This window comes from Streptomyces sp. NPDC053665 (genome assembly GCF_055585285.1).
In genome coordinates this window covers 114,299-131,845 of sequence record NZ_JBVJKK010000002.1, presented here as the reverse complement: position 1 = coordinate 131,845, position 17,547 = coordinate 114,299, and the positions used below count along the sequence as shown (strand labels likewise).

Below are 17,547 nucleotides of genomic sequence, written 5' to 3'. Positions count from 1 at the left end.
GCGAAGGCCCGCTTCCCCTCCCTGACCGGAGGGGAAGCGGGCCTTCGTGGCGCGGTGGGACCTCAGTCCTCGCCGAGGTACGCCTTGCGCACCGATTCGTCGTGCAGCAGGTCCTGCCCCGTTCCGGACAGGACGATGTTGCCGACCTCCATGACGTGGCCCTGGTCGGCCAGGGACAGCGCGGCCTGGGCGTTCTGCTCGACCAGGAGGATGGTCGTGCCCTGGGACTTGAGCTCCGAGATCGTCGCCATGATCTTCTGCATCATGATCGGGGAGAGGCCCATGGAGGGCTCGTCGAGCATGAGCAGCTTGGGCTGGGACATCAGGGCGCGGCCCATGGCGAGCATCTGCTGCTCACCGCCCGAGAGGGTGCCGGCGGCCTGCTTGCGGCGTTCCCCGAGGATGGGGAAGAGGTCGTAGGCGCGCTGGATGTCCTTCTCGATGCCTTCCTTGTCCTTGCGGAGGAACGCTCCGAGCTGGAGGTTCTCCGCGATGGTGAGGCGGGGGAAGATGTGCCGGCCTTCGGGGGAGTGGGCCAGGCCGAGGGAGACGATCTTGTGGGCGGGGACCCCGTGGAGGGGTTTGCCGTCGAAGAGGATCTTTCCCGCGGTGGGCTTGAGCAGTCCCGAGAGGGTGCGCAGGGTGGTCGTCTTGCCGGCGCCGTTGGTGCCGATCAGGGTGACGACCTGGCCGGCGTCGACGCTGAAGGAGATGCCCTTGACGGCTTCGATCTTGCCGTAGGAGACCCGGAGGTCCTCGACTTCGAGGAGTGCGGTCACTTGGCTTCTCCCTTGGTGCTGCTGGTGGTGCTGGTCGCGTCGGCGGCGGCTTCGGCGGCCTCGACCTCGGCGGCTTCGGCCTCGCCGGGGTCGCCCTCGAAGGGCTCGCCCAGGTAGGCGGCGACGACGCGCTCGTCGGCCTGGACGACCTCGGCGGTGCCCTCGACGAGCTTCTCGCCCTGGACGAGGACGGCGACGCGGTCGGAGAGGTTGAAGACGAAGCGCATGTCGTGCTCGATGAGGAGGACGGCGATGCCCTTGTCGCGGATGGCGAAGACGAGTTCCTCGGTGGCCCGGGTCTCCTGGGGGTTCATGCCGGCGGTGGGCTCGTCGAGGAGCAGCAGGCCGGGCTCGGAGGCCATGGCGCGGGCGATCTCGAGCTTGCGCTGCTCGCCGTAGGGGAGGTTGCGGGCGAGGTGGTCGCGCTTGTGGGCGAGGCCGATGAACTCGAGGAGTTCCATGGCGCGTTCCTCGCTGGCGCGTTCGGCCTTCTTGAAGCCGGGGCCGCGCAGGAGGGCCGACCAGAGGCCTTCCTTGGTCCGCGTGTGGCGGCCGACGAGGACGTTCTCGAGGACCGTCATGTTGGCGAACAGGCGGATGTTCTGGAAGGTCCGGGCGATGCCGGCCTGGGTGACCAGGTGGGGCTTGGGCGGGAGGACGGTGCCCTTGTAGGAGACGGTGCCCTCGGTGGGGACGTACAGGCCGGTGAGGCAGTTGAAGAAGGTGGTCTTGCCGGCGCCGTTGGGGCCGATGAGGCCGACGATCTCGCCGGCGTTGACCGTGAAGTCGACGGAGCGGACGGCGGTGAGGCCGCCGAAGCGCATCGTGACGTCGCGGGCTTCGAGTACTGGTGTCGTCATGATGGTTACGCCCCCGCCTTGGTGACGGCCGGTTCGTCGGTCAGCGTGGTCTGTTTCGGTACGTCGAGTTGGCCGGTCTCGTGGAATTCGAGCTGGCGCCGGCGGTTGGCGATGATGCCTTCGGGGCGGAAGCGCATCAGGAGGATGAGCGCGATGCCGAAGGCGAGGAGCGACTTCTCCTGGAGGAAGACGAGCTTCTCGGGGAGCAGATAGAGCAGGGCGGCGCCGAGGAGCGGGCCGGCGACGGTGCCCATGCCGCCGAGGACGACCGCGGCCAGGAGGAACGCGGAGTTGGGCGGGGTGGAGCCGGCGAACTGGTACGGCGTGGGGACCACGCTGTAGGTGACGTGGGCGCTGACGGTGCCGGCGAGGCCGGCGAGGGCGGCGCCGAGGGCGAAGGCGATGAGCTTGACGCGGAAGCCGTTGATGCCCATGGCGGTGGCGGCGGTCTCGTCCTCGCGGATGGCGATCCAGGAGCGGCCGATGCGGGAGTCCGCGGCGCGGGTGTAGACGAGGACGACGATGGCCATGATGAGGACCATCAGCAGGTAGTAGTTGGCGAACCGGCCGAGGGTGAACCCGCCGATGTCGTGGGCCTCTCCGAAGTTGAACCCGAGGAGGTTCAGGTCGGGGATGGAGGGGATGCCGTTGGGGCCGTTGGTGACGTCGGGTCCGGACTGGCCGTCCATGTTGTTGACGGCGATGCGGAAGATCTCTCCGAAGCCGAGGGTGACGATGGCGAGGTAGTCGCCGCGCAGCCGCAGGGTCGGGGCGCCGATGAGGACGCCGAAGACGAGGGAGGCGGCGGCGCCGGCCAGGGCGGAGGCCCAGAAGGGCAGGTGGACGCCGGAGATGGTGGAGAACTCGGAGCCGGAGACGAGGGCGGCGGTGTAGGCGCCGACGCCGAGGAAGGCGACGTATCCGAGGTCGAGGAGTCCGGCGAGGCCGACGACGATGTTGAGGCCGAGGGCCACGGTCCCGAAGATCAGGATGTTGACGCCGATGTTGGCGTAGTGGTCGTCGGTCTGGGTGAAGGGGAAGGCGATGGCCGCGGCGAAGCCCATGGCGAGGGCGAAGCTGCGGTTGGCGGCGATGAGCGCGGAGAAGCGGTCGAGGAGGCCGGCGGTGTGCAGGGCCCAGACGGCGAAGACGACGACGAAGAGGTAGCCGATGAAGAGTTCGCCGTACTCGGTGTCGATGCCGTAGGTGAAGACGCCGAGGCCGATGATCGTCGCGACGGTGATGACGGCGCGCTGGATCCAGGGCGCGGTGGCCTGGGCGGCGGGGATGCGCTCGGGCTTGGCGACGTAGTCCTTGAGGGCTGCCTTGGTGCCGGTGCCGGTGCGCTCCTGGGGGAGGGCGAGGGCGCCGAGGACGGGCAGCAGGGAGGCCACGGCCGCGATCCAGCCGCCGGGTTCGAGGTTGACGACGCCGCCGAGCTTGGAGCTGATGGCGATGACGGTGAACCAGGTGACGGTGAAGCCGCCGAGCGCGGTGAGCACGAGGGGTGCGTTGTTGCGGGCGGGCAGCAACCAGCCGAGTCCGCGGATGCCGTAGGAGGCGAGGGCGAACAGGGCGGTGAGCAGGCCGGCGGTGAAGGTGAGCCACTGCAGGCCGCCGGGGTAGCCGTTGATCGTGAGGTCGCCGGGGAACTCGGCGGTCCAGGTCCAGGCGAGGAACGCGGAGGCCGCGGTGGCGATGCCGCCGCCGAGGAGGAGGCCGCGGGCGGCTGCGAGGGGCAGCGGGACGAGGCCGCTGGGTGCGGGCGTCGGGGTGGGGACGGCGTCCGGCACTTCGGTCTTGGTCGTCTCGGTCATGTGATCACGCCCTGTCCGCGACGCGCTCGCCGAGCAGGCCCTGTGGCCTGAAGAGGAGCACGAGGATGAGGAGGCAGAAGGCCCACACGTTGGCCCAGCTCTGGCCGCCGAGCTGCTGCATGCCGGGGATCTCGTCGATGTAGGCGGAGGCGAGGGTCTCGGCGATGCCGAGGACGATGCCGCCGAGCATGGCGCCGTAGATGTTGCCGATGCCGCCGAGGACGGCCGCGGTGAAGGCCTTGAGGCCCATCAGGAAGCCCATGCGGTAGTCGACGTTGCCGTACTTGAGTCCGTAGGCGACGGCGGCGACGGCGGCGAAGAAGCCGCCGATGGCGAAGGCGATGACGATGATGCGGTTGGTGTCGATGCCCATGAGCTGCGCGGTGTCGGGGTCCTGCGCGGTGGCCTGCATGGCGCGGCCGGTGCGGCTGCGGCGCACGAAGAAGGCGAGGGCGGCCATGCAGAGGACGGCGGCCAGGATGAGGAAGATGTCGGCGTCCTTGATGGTGACGGAGCCGATCTCGTGGGTGGCGTCGAGGCCGGGGAAGGCGCGGGCGCGGTCGGCGCCGGGGTAGAAGTTGCGCACGACCTCCTGGAGGGCCAGGGAGAGGCCGATGGCCGTGATGAGGGGTGCCAGGCGTGGTGCTCCGCGCAGTGGTCGATAGGCGAACCGTTCCGCCCCGACGGCTATGAGGATGGCCACGAGGGCGCCGCCGAGGAGCATGAGCGGTACGGCGAGGGCCATCGAGGTGCCGTCGGGCAGGATGTAGAAGTAGACCGTGAGGGCGCCGAAGGCCCCGGTCATGAAGATCTCGCCGTGCGCGAAGTTGATGAGCTGGACGATGCCGTACACCATCGTGTAGCCGATGGCGATCAGCCCGTACATCGAGCCGAGAAGCAGCCCGTTGGCCAGCTGCTGCGGCAGGGTGTTCACCGCATGGCCTCCATGTCGCTGGTGGTCGTGTGCACTGGGTGCGTGCGTGGTCGCGTGCTGTGTGGGGGTGTGAAAAACGGGCCGCGCGGTCGGGGTCCTCCTTCCGCGCGGCCCGTGGGGCTTGCTGGGGGGCCGGACTACTGCAGGTCGGCGGTGCCGGTCTCGACGGCCTTCCAGGCGCCCTTCTCGACCTGGTACACCGTCAGCTGCTTGTTGGTGGTGTCGCCGTACTGGTCGAAGGCGATCTTGCCGGTGAGGCCTTCGAAGTCGGCCTTCTGGACACCGTCGACGACCTTGGAGCGCAGGTCGTTGATGTCGGTGGGCACCTTGCCGCCGTTGGCGTCGGCCGCGGCCTTCACGGCCTTGATGATGGCGGTGGTGGCGTCGTAGGCGTAGGCACCGTAGGCGCCGTAGTCACCCTTGTAGCCCTTGTCCTTGTAGGTCTGGATGAACTGCTTGGCCGCGGGGAGGGTGTCGGCGGGGACACCGATGGCGGTGGCGAGGTCGCCCTCGGAGGACTTGCCGGCGGCCTCGATGTAGGTGGAGGCGAACATGCCGTCGCCGCCGAACAGCGGGATCTTGACGCCGGCGTCCTTGAGCTGCTTGGTGATCAGCGCGGACTCGTCGTACTGGCCGCCGTAGTAGAGCAGGTCGGCGCCGGAGTTCTTGATCTTCGTGACGAGGGAGCCGAAGTCCTTGTCACCGGTGTTGACGTGGTCGGTGCCGACGAGCTTGCCGCCGAGCTTCTTGTACTGCTCGCCGAAGATCTTGGCGAGGCCGGCGCCGTAGGTCTGCTTGTCGTCGACGACGAAGGCCTTCTTCTTCTTGAGGCCGTTGTACGCGTAGCCGGCGGCGAAGCTGCCCTGCAGTTCGTCGGTGGTGGCGGTGCGGAAGTACGTCTTGTAGGGACGCTTCTTGTCCGTCTGCCAGTTCTTGCCCTGGGTCAGCTCGGGGTTGGTGTTCGCCGGGGAGATCTGGACCATGTTGGCCGAGGCGAAGACCTGCTGCATCGTCTGGGCGACGCCGGAGTTCAGCGGGCCGACGGCGCCGACGGCGGTCTTGTCGCCGACGATGTTGGTCGCGTTGGACTGGCCGGTGGCCGGCTGCGCCTTGTCGTCGAGGGCCTTGAGCTTGAACTTCACGCCCGGGACCCAGTTGTTCTTGTTGGCGTCGTCGACGGCGATCTGGGCGCCGTACTGGATGCCGAGTCCGGTGGTGGAGTTCTCTCCGGACAGGGGCGCGTCCACGCCGATGGTCAGGGTGGTGCTGCTCCCGTTGTCTCCGCCCTTGTCACCGCTGTCGTCTCGGGAACCGCAGGCGGTGAGAGTCAGAGCTCCGGTCGTGAGAACGGAGGTAAGAATCACCAAGGAACGCTGTCGCACAATCAGTCCTTTCACAGGCAGGCCCGCCCTGGTCGGGGGGTGAGTGCCGCGCTGGTACCGAACTCCCGATGGAGCGGTGACTGGCCGTGACTCTAAGCCCGGGGTCAGGGCAGGGTCAGCGGCGTGGGCTCGCTTGTGACTTTCTTGTTATGACGCGATGGATGACCGGTCTCGACCGCGGATGCTCTCGGCGGGTTTGGTGGATTTTCGCCGAAGTCCGCATTCTGAGAACGCGCACTTCCGGTTGGCCGTGGCTGAGATCGTGCTCTTGCCGGGTGTGCGGGCCGTGGACAAGATCGGAAAGGTTCCCGGGGTGGGCCCGGCCGAAGGTGGGAGTTCGGCCTTGTATTGCGTGCGCGTTACGCAGCGTCACGCCGGGAATTGCGTGTCCTATACACGGGAAACTCCCCGTATTCGGATTCGCCGATTTCCCCCCGGAGGGGCCGGGCGGGCGGCCCGCCGGTCCGGGGCGTGGCCGTGTCTCACGGAGTGGACGGTCCTGCCCGCGTCGCGGCCGCTTTGCCGAGCAACGTGTGTGTTTTCGGCGCTGGTTGACCCTGGCTGCGCCCGAACGGGCGGTTCAGCCAGGGGTGTTGATCGAGCGTTGGTCGAGTGACCGTCGGGGCCGGAGTGTCTCGCGTGTCGGCCCCGGTGCCCCGCCGGCTCGCGTCGTGCAGGGCGAGCGGCGGGGCGGACGGCCGTCCGGTGGAGGCCGAACTGCCGTGCTGTGTACGGCCGTTGAGGTCGCCTACGGCAGCTTCACGAACGGGGACAGGAAGGCCCGGGCGCCGGGAGTGTCCAGGCGGTACGTCACGTTGGTGGCGTAGCAGGGGCTGTCCCCGGTGATGGTGGTGGAGGCCAGGATGCGCTTGCCGCCGATCACGGCGAAGTTGGGGCCGCCCGAATCGCCGTAGCAGGCGCCTCCGTTGCCCTGCGGCGCCGTCATCTGCAGCCGCACCCAGGAGTCGTTGAGGGCGTTGAAGGAGACTGGGGCCTTCATGCGGACGCCGCCGCCGGGGTGGGTCTGGCCGCCGGGGCCGTTGACGGCCTCCTGGGTGCCGTAGCCGGCGACGGTCCAGCCGGCGGCGTCCAGCCCTCGCGAGCCGAGCCGGCCGAGCTGGTTCGCGCCGGGCAGGGTGGCCGGGGTGAAGCTCCAGCGGGCCTTGACCGCGGCGGCGTCGAGCTGGATCACCGCGATGTCGTGGGTGTCGGAGGCGGGCCCCGGGTAGTCCGGGTGCGTGTGCGCGGTGCCCGGGACGGCCACGGCGGCGGCCTGCGCGGCGGGGTCCCCGGGGTGCGAGCGCGCCGCCGCGTCGAGCCCGGCCTGCACGTCCTGGTCCAGGGAGACGTGGAAGCGGACGTTGTCGGGCCAGTCCGAGGTGCAGTGCGCGGCGGTGAGGAAGGTGTCCGCGTCGATCATGGTGCCGGAGCAGACCCAGTCCACACGGTCGGGGGTGGCGGGGTCGCCGTCGTCGTCCCAGGTGGCCACGAGCGCGCCGACCTCGGTGCGCTCGGGGGCGGGCGTGGCGTTGTAGGAGTTGACGGCGGAGGACGGCAGCGCGGTGGCGAGGACGGTGGCGCAGGCCGCCGCGGTGACGGAGAGGGCGCGTACGGAGCTCAAGAGAAACCCTTCTGCGGTGGATCGGGTCGTCTCCTGTGGGGGGAGCGTCAGTGAAGCGCGCCGGGGCGGCCGCGACAAGGCCGCGGCCGCCCCTCCAGGGTTTTCCCTACGTCGTCAGCCGGCGTCGCGGACGATCTCCGCGTCGGCGGGCCGCACGTCGCGCAGCAGGCAGGTCAGCCGGGCGGTGCACACCCGCTTGCCGTCCCCGTCGCTGATCACGATCTCGTAGGTGGCGGTGGAGCGGCCCCGGTGCACGGGCGTGGCCACGCCGGTGACCAGGCCGGAGCGGACCCCGCGGTGGTGGGTGCAGTTCAGGTCCACGCCGACCGCAATCTTGGAGCTGCCGCCGTGCAGCATCGAACCGACCGAGCCGAGCGTCTCGGCGAGCACCGCGGACGCCCCGCCGTGCAGCAGCCCGTACGGCTGGGTGTTCCCCTCCACCGGCATGGTGCCCACGACCCGCTCCGCCGAGGCCTCGATGATCTGCACGCCCATGCGGGTCCCGAGGTGGCCCGCGGAGAACAGGGCCGGGAGGTCCACACCGAGCGCTGCGTACTCGTCGACGACCTCTTGCGGGAACTTCACTTGCTGCTGCTCACCCATGGGGCCCGGCTCCGTTCGTCCTCGTCACTCGACCACTGTGCCTGAGCGAACGCTCAGTCGGTCGCCGATTGTTCCAGACGCACCACCACGGACTTGCTGGCCGGGGTGTTGCTGACGTCCGCAGTGGCGTCCAGCGGGACCAGCACATTGGTCTCCGGGTAGTAGGCCGCGGCGCAGCCCCGGGCCGTCGGATAGTGCACGACGCGGAAGCCGGGCGCCCGGCGCTCCACTCCGTCGCGCCACTCGCTCACCAGGTCCACGTACGCGCCGTCGGCCAGCCGCAGCGCCCTCGCGTCCTCGGGGTTGACCAGCACCACCCGGCGGCCGCCCCGGATACCTCGGTAGCGGTCGTCGAGGCCGTAGATCGTGGTGTTGTACTGATCGTGCGAGCGCAGGGTCTGCAGCAGCAGCCGGCCCTCGGGCAGCTCGGGGTACTCCACGGGCGCGGCCGTGAAGTTGGCCTTGCCGGTGGCCGTGGGGAAGCGGCGCTCGTCGCGCGGGGCGTGGGGGAGCGCGAAACCGCCGGGGCGGGCCACGCGCGCGTTGAAGTCCGCGAAGCCGGGGACCACGCGGGCGATGCGGTCCCGGATCGTCGCGTAGTCCTTCTCGAACTCCTCCCACGGGGTGGCGCTGTTCTCGCCCAGCACGCGGCGGGCCAGGCGGCAGACGATGGCCGGCTCGGACAGCAGGTGCCGGCTCGCCGGTTCCAGCCGGCCCCGGGAGGCGTGCACCATGCCCATCGAGTCCTCGACCGTCACGAACTGCTCACCGTCGCCCTGGACGTCGCGCTCCGTACGCCCCAGCGTCGGCAGGATCAGGGCCCGCGCGCCCGTGACGGCGTGCGAGCGGTTCAGCTTCGTCGACACGTGCACGGTCAGCCGGGCCCGCCTCATGGCCGCCTCGGTGACCTCGGTGTCGGGCGAGGCGGAGACGAAGTTGCCGCCCATGGCGAAGAACACCTTCGCCTCGCCGTCGCGCAGCGCGCGGATGGCCCGGACGACGTCGTAGCCGTGCCGGCGCGGCGGGGCGAAGCCGAACTCCCGCTCCAGGGCGTCCAGGAACGCCGGGGCGGGGCGCTCGAAGATGCCCATCGTGCGGTCGCCCTGCACGTTCGAGTGGCCGCGCACCGGGCACACGCCCGCGCCCGGCCTGCCGATGTTGCCGCGCAGCAGGAGGAAGTTGACGATCTCGCGGATCGTGGGGACCGAGTGCTTGTGCTGGGTGAGGCCCATCGCCCAGCACACGATGGTCCGCTCCGAGGCCAGCACCATGGCCAGGGCCTGTTCGATGTCCTGCCGGGTCAGGCCGGTCGCCGCGAGCGTCTCGTCCCAGTCGGCGGCGCGGGCGGCCTCGGCGAACTCCGCGAAGCCGTGCGTGTGCTCGCGCACGAAGGGCTCGTCGAGCGCGCCCTCCGTCTCCAGAATCAGCTTGTTGAGCAGGCGGAACAGCGCCTGGTCGCCGCCGATGCGGATCTGCAGGAACAGGTCGGTGAGCGCGGCGCCCCTGAGCATGCCCTGCGCGGTCTGCGGGTTCTTGAAGCGCTCCAGGCCCGCCTCGGGCAGCGGGTTGACGCTGATGACCCGCGCGCCGCCCGCCTTGGCCTTCTCCAGGGCCGACAGCATGCGCGGGTGGTTCGTGCCCGGGTTCTGCCCGGCCACGATGATCAGATCGGCCTGGTACAGGTCCTCCAGCAGGACGCTGCCCTTGCCGATGCCGATGGTCTCCGACAGGGCCGAGCCGGACGACTCGTGGCACATGTTCGAGCAGTCGGGCAGGTTGTTCGTGCCGAGCTCGCGGGCGAACAGCTGGTAGAGGAACGCGGCCTCGTTGCTGGTGCGGCCCGACGTGTAGAACACGGCCTCGTCCGGGGAGCCGAGGGCGGCGATCTCCTCCGCGACGATGTCGAAGGCGCGCTCCCAGGTGACCGGCTCGTAGTGCGTGCCGCCCTCGGGCAGGTACACGGGGTGGGTGAGCCGGCCCTGCTGGCCCAGCCAGTAGCCGCTGCGGCCGGCCAGGTCGGCGACCGGGTGCGCGGCGAAGAACTCGGGCGTGACCCGGCGCAGGGTGGCCTCCTCGGCCACGGCCTTCGCGCCGTTCTCGCAGAACTCCGCCCTGTGCCGGTGCTCCGGCTCCGGCCAGGCGCAGCCCGGGCAGTCGAAGCCGTCCTTCTGGTTCACGCTCAGCAGGGTCAGCGCGGTGCGCCTGACGCCCATCTGCCGCTGCGCCATGCGCAGGGTGTGCCCGATCGCGGGGAGCCCGGCCGCCGCGTGCTGCGGCCCGGCGACCTGCGGCGCGTCCTGAACCGGATCACTCTTGGGCGGCTTGGAGGCCATCGCCCGCTCCCCTTCCACTGCGCTGTGAGGTACGTCTCCGATCCTCGCACGCGGGGGTGACAGGGCACGGGGCCGGGCGGGATCGCGGACGGCCCGGGCCACCGGCCCCCCGGGGTGCCTGACCGGTCGGCGGCCGTTCCCGTGCGCCGGGAGCGGGGCGGGGCGGAGTGTCAGTGGGGCGTGGCAGGATCGGGGGCGTGGCAGAGACAGCATCGAAGACGACCGACCAGACCTCCGGCGGCAGCCGGCCGCGACTGATGCTCATGGACGGGCACTCGCTGGCCTACCGCGCGTTCTTCGCGCTGCCCGCGGAGAACTTCACCACCGCGACGGGCCAGCCGACGAACGCGATCTACGGCTTCGCGTCGATGCTGGCCAACACCCTGCGCGACGAGGCGCCCACGCACTTCGCCGTCGCCTTCGACGTCTCCCGCAAGACCTGGCGCTCCCAGGAGTTCACGGAGTACAAGGCGAACCGCTCCAAGACCCCGGACGAGTTCCGCGGCCAGGTCGACCTCATTTGCGAATTGCTCGACGCCATGGGCGCCGCCCGCTTCGCCGTGGACGGCTTCGAGGCCGACGACGTCATCGCCACGCTCGCCACCCAGGCCGAGGCCGAGGGCTTCGAGGTCCTGATCGTCACCGGCGACCGGGACTCCTTCCAGCTCGTCAGCGAGCACACGACCGTCCTGTACCCGACCAAGGGCGTCTCGGAGCTGACCCGCTTCACCCCGGAGAAGGTGTTCGAGAAGTACGGGCTGACGCCCGCGCAGTACCCCGACTTCGCGGCCCTGCGCGGCGACCCCTCGGACAACCTCCCCGGCATCCCCGGGGTCGGTGAGAAGACCGCCGCGAAGTGGATCAACCAGTTCGGCTCCTTCGCCGAGCTCGTCGAGCGCGTCGACGAGGTCAAGGGCAAGGCCGGGCAGAACCTGCGCGACCACCTGGAGTCCGTCAAGCTGAACCGCCGTCTCACCGAGCTGGAGCGCCGGGTCGAGCTCCCCAAGGGCGTCACCGAGCTGGAGCGCGCCCCTTACGACCGCAAGGCCGTCGCGATGGTGCTGGACACCCTGGAGATCAGGAACCCCTCGCTGCGCGAGCGGCTCTTCGCCGTCGATCCGGGCGGCGAGCAGGCCGAGGCCACCCCGATCAGCACGGAGGGCGTGCAGCTGGACGGCACGGTGATCGCCACCGGCGAGCTGACCGCCTGGCTCACCGAGCAGGCCGCCCAGCCCCTCGGCGTGGCCACGGTCGACACGTGGGCGCTGGGCACCGGCTCGGTCGCCGAGGTCGCGCTGGCCGCCCCGGGCGGTGCCGCCGCCTGGTTCGACCCCTCCCAGCTGGACGAGGCCGACGAGAGGGCCTTCGCCGCCTGGCTCGCCGACGCCGCCCGGCCCAAGGTCTTCCACAACGCCAAGGGCGCCATGCGCGTCTTCGCCGAGCACGGCTGGAGCGTCGAGGGCGTGCGCATGGACACGGCCCTCGCCGCGTACCTGGTCAAGCCCGGCCGCCGCTCCTTCGACCTGGACGCGCTCTCCCTGGAGTACCTGCACCGCGAGCTGACCCCGGCCGCCTCGGCCGACGGGCAGCTCGCCTTCGGCGCCGACGAGGCCGCCGAGGCCGAGGCCCTGATGATCCAGGCCCGTACCGTCCTCGACCTCGGGGAGGCCTTCGAGGGCCGCCTGGAGGAGGTCGGCGCCGCCGACCTGCTGCGCGACATGGAGCTGCCCACGTCCGCCCTGCTCGCCCGCATGGAGCGGCACGGCATCGCGGCCGACCGGTCCCACCTGGAGGCCATGGAGCAGATGTTCGCCGGCGCGGTCCAGCAGGCGGTCAAGGAGGCCCACGCGGCGGCCGGGCACGAGTTCAACCTGGGCTCGCCCAAGCAGCTCCAGGAGGTCCTCTTCGGCGAGCTGGCCCTGCCCAAGACCAAGCGGACCAAGACCGGCTACACCACGGACGCCGACGCCCTGGCCTGGCTCGCCGGCCAGACGGACAACGAGCTTCCGGTGATCATGCTGCGCCACCGCGAGCAGGCCAAGCTCCGTGTCACCGTCGAGGGCCTGATCAAGACGATCGCCGCGGACGGCCGCATCCACACGACGTTCAACCAGACCGTCGCCGCCACGGGCCGTCTCTCCTCGACGGACCCGAACCTGCAGAACATCCCGGTCCGCACGGACGAGGGCCGGGCGATCCGCCGCGGTTTCGTCGTCGGCGAGGGCTTCGAGTCGCTGATGACGGCCGACTACAGCCAGATCGAGCTGCGGGTGATGGCCCACCTCTCCGAGGACGAGGGCCTGATCGAGGCGTTCACCTCCGGCGAGGACCTGCACACCACGGCGGCCTCCCAGGTCTTCGCGGTCGAGCCGACCGCGGTGGACGCCGAGATGCGCCGCAAGATCAAGGCCATGTCGTACGGCCTGGCCTACGGCCTGTCCGCCTTCGGCCTCTCCCAGCAGCTGAACATCGAGGCGGCGGAGGCCCGCGCCCTGATGGACGCCTACTTCGAGCGGTTCGGCGGCGTCCGGGACTACCTGCGCCGGGCGGTCGACGAGGCCCGGGCCACGGGCTACACGGCGACCCTGTTCGGCCGCCGCCGCTACCTGCCCGACCTCAACAGCGACAACCGCCAGCGCCGGGAGGCCGCCGAGCGGATGGCCCTCAACGCGCCCATCCAGGGCACGGCGGCGGACATCGTCAAGATCGCCATGCTCAAGGTCGACGACGCCCTGCGGGAAGCGGGCCTGGCCTCCCGCATGCTCCTCCAGGTCCACGACGAAGTCGTCCTGGAGATCGCCCCGGGCGAGCGGGCGGCCGCGGAGGAACTGGTCCGCCGCGAGATGTCCAACGCCGTGGAGCTGCGCGTCCCGCTGGGCGTCTCGGTAGGAGCGGGCACCGACTGGGAGTCGGCGGCCCACTAGCGGCGCGGAGAGGACGACGTCACGGAGCTGCGCCGGGCCGGGCGGGACGACCTCCCGCCCGGCCGGGCAGCACCGGACGGCTCCCACACTGCCCCGAAACCCGAGTGGCCGCCGGACGTCCCCTTTCCGAGGTGCCCAAAGCCGCTCGTTGCCCTCGCGCACCCCGCCCGTCCAGTCACCCGGCGGGACGCCGGTGAGGCGCCCGGAGCCGTTCGCTGCTCTGGCGCAACACGTCTGCCCAGATTCGTGCGGGCCCGGCACCCGGCGAGGCGCCCAAAGCCGTTCGCTGCCCTGGCGCAAGCCGCCCGTCCAGTCATCCGCGTGGGCCCGGCCCCCGGCAAGGTGCCCAAAGCCGCTCGTTGCCCTCGCGCACCCCGCCCGTCCAGTCACCCGGCGGGACCCCGGTGAGGCGCCCGGAGCTGCTCGCTTCCCTGGCGCACCGCCCGCCCAGTCATCCGCGTGGGCCCGGCACCCGGCGAGGCTCCCAAAGCCGCTCGTTGCCCTCGCGCACCCCGCCCGTCCAGTCACCCGGCGGGACCCCGGCAAGGCACCCGAAGCCGCTCGCTCCCCTCGTGCAACGTCTCCCGCCCCGTCACCCGCGTGGCTCCCGGCAAGGCGTCCTCCACCCCTCGTCGCCCGCCGCGGTCCCGTCACTCGCGTGGACCCCGACAAGACGCCCCCGGCTCCGAGCGTGGTCAGGATGCGGGGCATGGGTATACGCACGCTCCTCAGCCGCACGGCAGCCGGCACGGCGCACGCGTCGGTTCCGGCGTTCGAGGCCGCCGCGAGTACGGTCCGTGTTCCCTTCACCCTCACCGCAGCCCTGAGCGAGGCGACGGCGGGCCTGCGGCGGCGCCTCGCCCCGGGCGGACCATCCGCCGACCCGGCCCGCGCCGGCGCCCCCGCCACCACCCCGGGCATCACCGGCCCCCGCGACCTGGCCGCCCTGCTCGGTCTCGACGACCCGGCCGACCTGCCCGCAGCGCTCGGTCTCACCGACCAGGGGGACCTGACCGCGGCGCTCGGTCTCACCGGCCCCGCGTGCGACCGGCCGGCCACCGTCGCGCCACACGGCGTGACCGGCCCGGGCGGCGCTTCTGCCGCAGCGCGACCCTCGGCCCGGGGCGGGCTCGCCCGGCCGTGGACCCGGCGGGCCCGGGACTACCTCACGTACGTGCTCACGTTGTCTCCGCGGCCCCGCCCGGCGCACACCACCACCATCACCGTGTACATCACGACACCCGGCGGCCCGTCGGGGGAGCGGCCGGACGGCTCGGCTCCGTACCGGCGTCGCGGGCAGGATCCGCAAGGACCGGAGCCGGACGCCACAGCCTGACCCCGGCGGCGTACAGCGGCAGCGCCACCGCGAGTCCCGCGCCCGCGCCGAAGCACACCGTCGGGATGAGCTCCCACGGCTTGGCCATGGCCCCCCAGTACGCCCACCAGCGCGACGCGCGCTGCACCGCCCCCACCAGTGCGACACCGCCGATCACGGCGGCGGCCGCCCACCGGTCCGGCCCCGACAGCACCGGCACCCCGACCGGCTCCCCTCCCGGCACCCGCCGCAGCGCCCGTACGACGAACACGGCGAGCACGGCGGCGGCCAGGGCCGAACCGCCGTACTGCAGGTACCAGTACAGCGGTGAGCCCGCCACCTCCCGGCCGAGCACCGGGAACAGCCGCATGCCCCACCGGTCGAGATGCGTGAACGCGTCCCACACCACGTGCGTCAGCGCCCCGAGCACGGCGGACCCGTACCACCACGCCACCAGCGACGGCCGCACCCGGGCGCGCGGGACCCCGCACCGCAGCAGGGCGGCCACCCGCCCCTGCCGCCCGCGCGGCAGCAGCGCCACCAGCGGCTCTCTCACGAACAGCCACAATCCCACCAGCGCCCCGGCGATGAGCACGTCGACCGTGAACACCCCCGGCAGGCCGTGCGTGACGTCACCGAACTCCCTCGCTCCGGACAGCACACTCGCCGCGTAGTAGGTCATGTCGGGCGCGAAGGACCCCGCCACGAGAGCGGCCGGCACCAGCCGGCCCCGGCCCGTCCCGTCGCTGCGGACGGCGGGCAGTACGGCGGCCGCATGACTCAGCGTGAACGGCAACTCGGCTCCTTGTGCAGGTGGTCGGGCAGCCCGGTGACGGGCCCGGCGGCCGGCGGCCCGGTGTGCGGGACGCCGCCGTACCGGCACCGACACGATTCCACATGGCCGATCGGTGAAGACCGGTCACGAACGGGTGCCCGGGGAAACGAAGTTGTCGTAGGGTCGCCAGAGTCGCCGCGCCGGCGCGCTGCACACCGCACGGGGACGGCGCACGCAGGGCACGCGAGGGACCGCAGAACGCGCAAGAGAACAGAGAGGTGACCGTCCGAGGGCAACCACTCGGGCGGCCCGATCGTCACAACAGGGCGAACACTGCAGGCGGAGATAGGACGTCACGGCGTCCACGGGAGGGGTTCACTCTATGGCGGCGCATTTCGGCAGGAGGCTGCGCAAGGGAGCGGCAACCACCGCCGTGGCCGCGGCAGCGGTCGCGGCTCTGTCCGCTTCCCAGGCTCCGGGCGTCAACGACCACGGCAGACAGACCGCCGCGGACGCCATTCCCTCACCGGAGGCCACCGCCTCCGACGACAGCGCCACCGGCAACTCCCCGTACTACACGGACCTGCCACCGCTCAAGAGCCCCAACCCGTCGCCCACCACGGGAACCGGGCCGATCGCGCAGGGCGGCACCGAGTCCGGCATCCCCGCGACCGTCCTCGACGCCTACAAGAAGGCCGAGGCGACTCTGCGCGAGAAGAAGCCGGGCTGCAACCTGCCCTGGCAACTGCTCGCCGCGATCGGCCGGGTGGAGTCCGGCCAGGCCCGCGGCGGCCGCGTGGACGCCGAAGGCACCACGCTCGGGCGGATCCTCGGCCCCCAGCTCGACGGCAACGGCTTCGCCCTCATCAAGGACACCGACAACGGCGCCTACGACGGCAACAGCTCCTACGACCAGGCCGTCGGCCCCATGCAGTTCATCCCGTCCACCTGGGCCTGGGCGGGCCGCGACGGCAACGGCGACGGCAAGAAGGACCCCAACAACGTCTACGACGCCGCGCTCGCCGCGGGCCACTACCTGTGCCGCAACGACTGGGACCTGTCCGACCAGGGCGACCTCGACCGGGCGATCCTCAGCTACAACAACTCGCGCGAGTACCTCAACCTCGTGATGAGGTGGCTGGACTACTACCGCAAGGGCGCCCACGAGGTCCCCGACGGCACGGGCACGCTGCCCGGCAACCGCAGCGACGGCGGCGCCGGGGCGGGCACCGGCCGTACGAGCCCGAGCACGCCCACCGTCCCGAGCGCTCCCGGCACCCCGGGTGCCACCAAGCCACCGGCCACGTCCAAGCCCGATCCCGGACCGGGCCCGAGCAAGCCGGACAAGCCGGGCGGCGGTACGACCACGCCGAAGCCGCCCACCACACCGCCCGGCACCGGCGACCCGAGCACCCCGCCCACGACGCCCCCCACGCCCACCGACACGGTGCACCACCTGGAGAACGCCGGCACGGCGAAGCTCACCGCCATGGCCGGCGACGCGTTCGCGCAGCGGATCAGCACCCGCGCCGAGACCGAGGCCGGCAAGGCCGTCGGCAAGGTCCGGGTCCGGTTCACGATCCTCGGCGACACGGACACGACCTTCACCGGCGGTGAGAGCGTCGCCACGGTCTCCACGAACAGTTCCGGAGTCGCGGTCGCCCCCGTCCTGAAGGCAGGGGAGAAGACCGGCACCGTCACCGTCCGGGCCACCGTCGTGGGCCGCACGGTCGCGGGCCTCGACTACAAGGCCACCGTCACCGAGCGCGCCGCCGACAAGCTCACCCGGACCGGCGACGCGGCCCTGACCTGCGCCCCCGGCGGGGAGTTCGCGAACCAGGTGCAGGTGAAGGCGACCTACGGCGGCGCCGTCGCCGACGGCGTCGCGGCCACGGCCACGCTCATCAAGTCGGCGCAGGACGCCGCCGCCAACGACAAGGGCCCCTACTTCAAGGGCGCCGACGGCAAGCCCGTGCGCACCCTGGCGGGCCTGAAGACCGACGCGAAGGGCCTGCTGACGCTGCCGAAGCTCTACGCGGACGACACCAGCGGCACGTTCCTGCTGCGCGTCACCACCGCGGGCGGCGCGACCCTCACCGTCGAGCTGACCGTGGCGGCCGCCGGGACGAGCGCACCGAGCCCCTCGGCCGAACCGGCCGCCTGACGCACGGGCACGACGCCCCTCCCCGACCGGGAGGGGCGTC

General features: G+C 71.6%; 12 protein-coding genes. 3 read left to right on the top strand and 9 right to left on the bottom strand.

What is annotated here, in order from left to right:
• Positions 1-62 precede the first annotated feature (62 nt).
• From ACZ6ZN_RS08165 to ACZ6ZN_RS08130, 8 genes are all read right to left on the bottom strand, one after another.
• Complete coding sequence (locus ACZ6ZN_RS08165) at positions 63-779, bottom strand: ABC transporter ATP-binding protein (RefSeq protein ID WP_398111968.1); 717 nt, start codon at positions 777-779, stop codon at positions 63-65.
• Positions 776-1,639 (bottom strand): ABC transporter ATP-binding protein, encoded by an 864-nt coding sequence (locus ACZ6ZN_RS08160; RefSeq protein ID WP_190897995.1) that lies wholly within the window; start codon positions 1,637-1,639, stop codon positions 776-778. The genes ACZ6ZN_RS08165 and ACZ6ZN_RS08160 overlap by 4 nt, the downstream gene beginning before the upstream one ends.
• A gap of 5 nt (positions 1,640-1,644) precedes the next feature.
• Entirely contained in the window at positions 1,645-3,456 is a 1,812-nt protein-coding gene (locus tag ACZ6ZN_RS08155; protein ID WP_451878218.1) for a branched-chain amino acid ABC transporter permease, read from the bottom strand.
• Between the two features lie 4 nt (positions 3,457-3,460).
• Positions 3,461-4,390 (bottom strand): branched-chain amino acid ABC transporter permease, encoded by a 930-nt coding sequence (locus ACZ6ZN_RS08150; protein ID WP_398111966.1) that lies wholly within the window; start codon positions 4,388-4,390, stop codon positions 3,461-3,463.
• 137 nt (positions 4,391-4,527) lie between these two features.
• The gene (locus tag ACZ6ZN_RS08145) at positions 4,528-5,757 is read right to left on the bottom strand and encodes a branched-chain amino acid ABC transporter substrate-binding protein (protein WP_398111965.1); all 1,230 of its coding nucleotides are present in this window, start codon (positions 5,755-5,757) and stop codon (positions 4,528-4,530) included.
• A gap of 763 nt (positions 5,758-6,520) precedes the next feature.
• Entirely contained in the window at positions 6,521-7,393 is an 873-nt protein-coding gene (locus ACZ6ZN_RS08140; protein WP_469644247.1) for a trypsin-like serine protease, read from the bottom strand.
• Between the two features lie 114 nt (positions 7,394-7,507).
• Positions 7,508-7,996: a PaaI family thioesterase gene (locus tag ACZ6ZN_RS08135; protein ID WP_398111963.1), complete on the bottom strand. Its 489-nt coding sequence runs from the start codon at positions 7,994-7,996 to the stop codon at positions 7,508-7,510.
• Between the two features lie 53 nt (positions 7,997-8,049).
• Entirely contained in the window at positions 8,050-10,329 is a 2,280-nt protein-coding gene (locus ACZ6ZN_RS08130) for an FdhF/YdeP family oxidoreductase (RefSeq protein WP_469644244.1), read from the bottom strand.
• Positions 10,330-10,526: 197 nt separating this feature from the next.
• On the opposite strand from ACZ6ZN_RS08130, the gene polA reads away from it, so the two are divergent.
• Positions 10,527-13,253, top strand: a complete 2,727-nt coding sequence (polA, locus tag ACZ6ZN_RS08125) for a DNA polymerase I (protein WP_469644241.1) — start codon at positions 10,527-10,529, stop codon at positions 13,251-13,253.
• Positions 13,254-13,962: 709 nt separating this feature from the next.
• The gene (locus ACZ6ZN_RS08120; RefSeq protein ID WP_469644238.1) at positions 13,963-14,589 is read left to right on the top strand and encodes a hypothetical protein; all 627 of its coding nucleotides are present in this window, start codon (positions 13,963-13,965) and stop codon (positions 14,587-14,589) included.
• Here ACZ6ZN_RS08120 and ACZ6ZN_RS08115 read toward each other — a convergent pair.
• A complete protein-coding gene (locus ACZ6ZN_RS08115; protein ID WP_469644235.1) occupies positions 14,486-15,364 on the bottom strand; it encodes a DUF4184 family protein in 879 nt (292 codons plus the stop codon). The genes ACZ6ZN_RS08120 and ACZ6ZN_RS08115 overlap by 104 nt on opposite strands.
• 361 nt (positions 15,365-15,725) lie before the next feature.
• Here ACZ6ZN_RS08115 and ACZ6ZN_RS08110 point away from each other — a divergent pair, with 361 nt between their 5' ends.
• Positions 15,726-17,507, top strand: a complete 1,782-nt coding sequence (locus ACZ6ZN_RS08110) for a lytic transglycosylase domain-containing protein (protein ID WP_469644233.1) — start codon at positions 15,726-15,728, stop codon at positions 17,505-17,507.
• Positions 17,508-17,547 lie beyond the last annotated feature (40 nt).

Coding starts and splice junctions, on each gene's coding strand:
- ACZ6ZN_RS08135 (WP_398111963.1), bottom strand. CDS start 7,996: ATGGGTGAGCAGCAGCAAGTGAAGTTCCCGCAAGAGGTCGTCGACGAG.
- ACZ6ZN_RS08110 (WP_469644233.1), top strand. CDS start 15,726: ATGGCGGCGCATTTCGGCAGGAGGCTGCGCAAGGGAGCGGCAACCACC.
- ACZ6ZN_RS08130 (WP_469644244.1), bottom strand. CDS start 10,329: ATGGCCTCCAAGCCGCCCAAGAGTGATCCGGTTCAGGACGCGCCGCAG.
- ACZ6ZN_RS08155 (WP_451878218.1), bottom strand. CDS start 3,456: ATGACCGAGACGACCAAGACCGAAGTGCCGGACGCCGTCCCCACCCCG.
- ACZ6ZN_RS08120 (WP_469644238.1), top strand. CDS start 13,963: ATGGGTATACGCACGCTCCTCAGCCGCACGGCAGCCGGCACGGCGCAC.
- ACZ6ZN_RS08160 (WP_190897995.1), bottom strand. CDS start 1,639: ATGACGACACCAGTACTCGAAGCCCGCGACGTCACGATGCGCTTCGGC.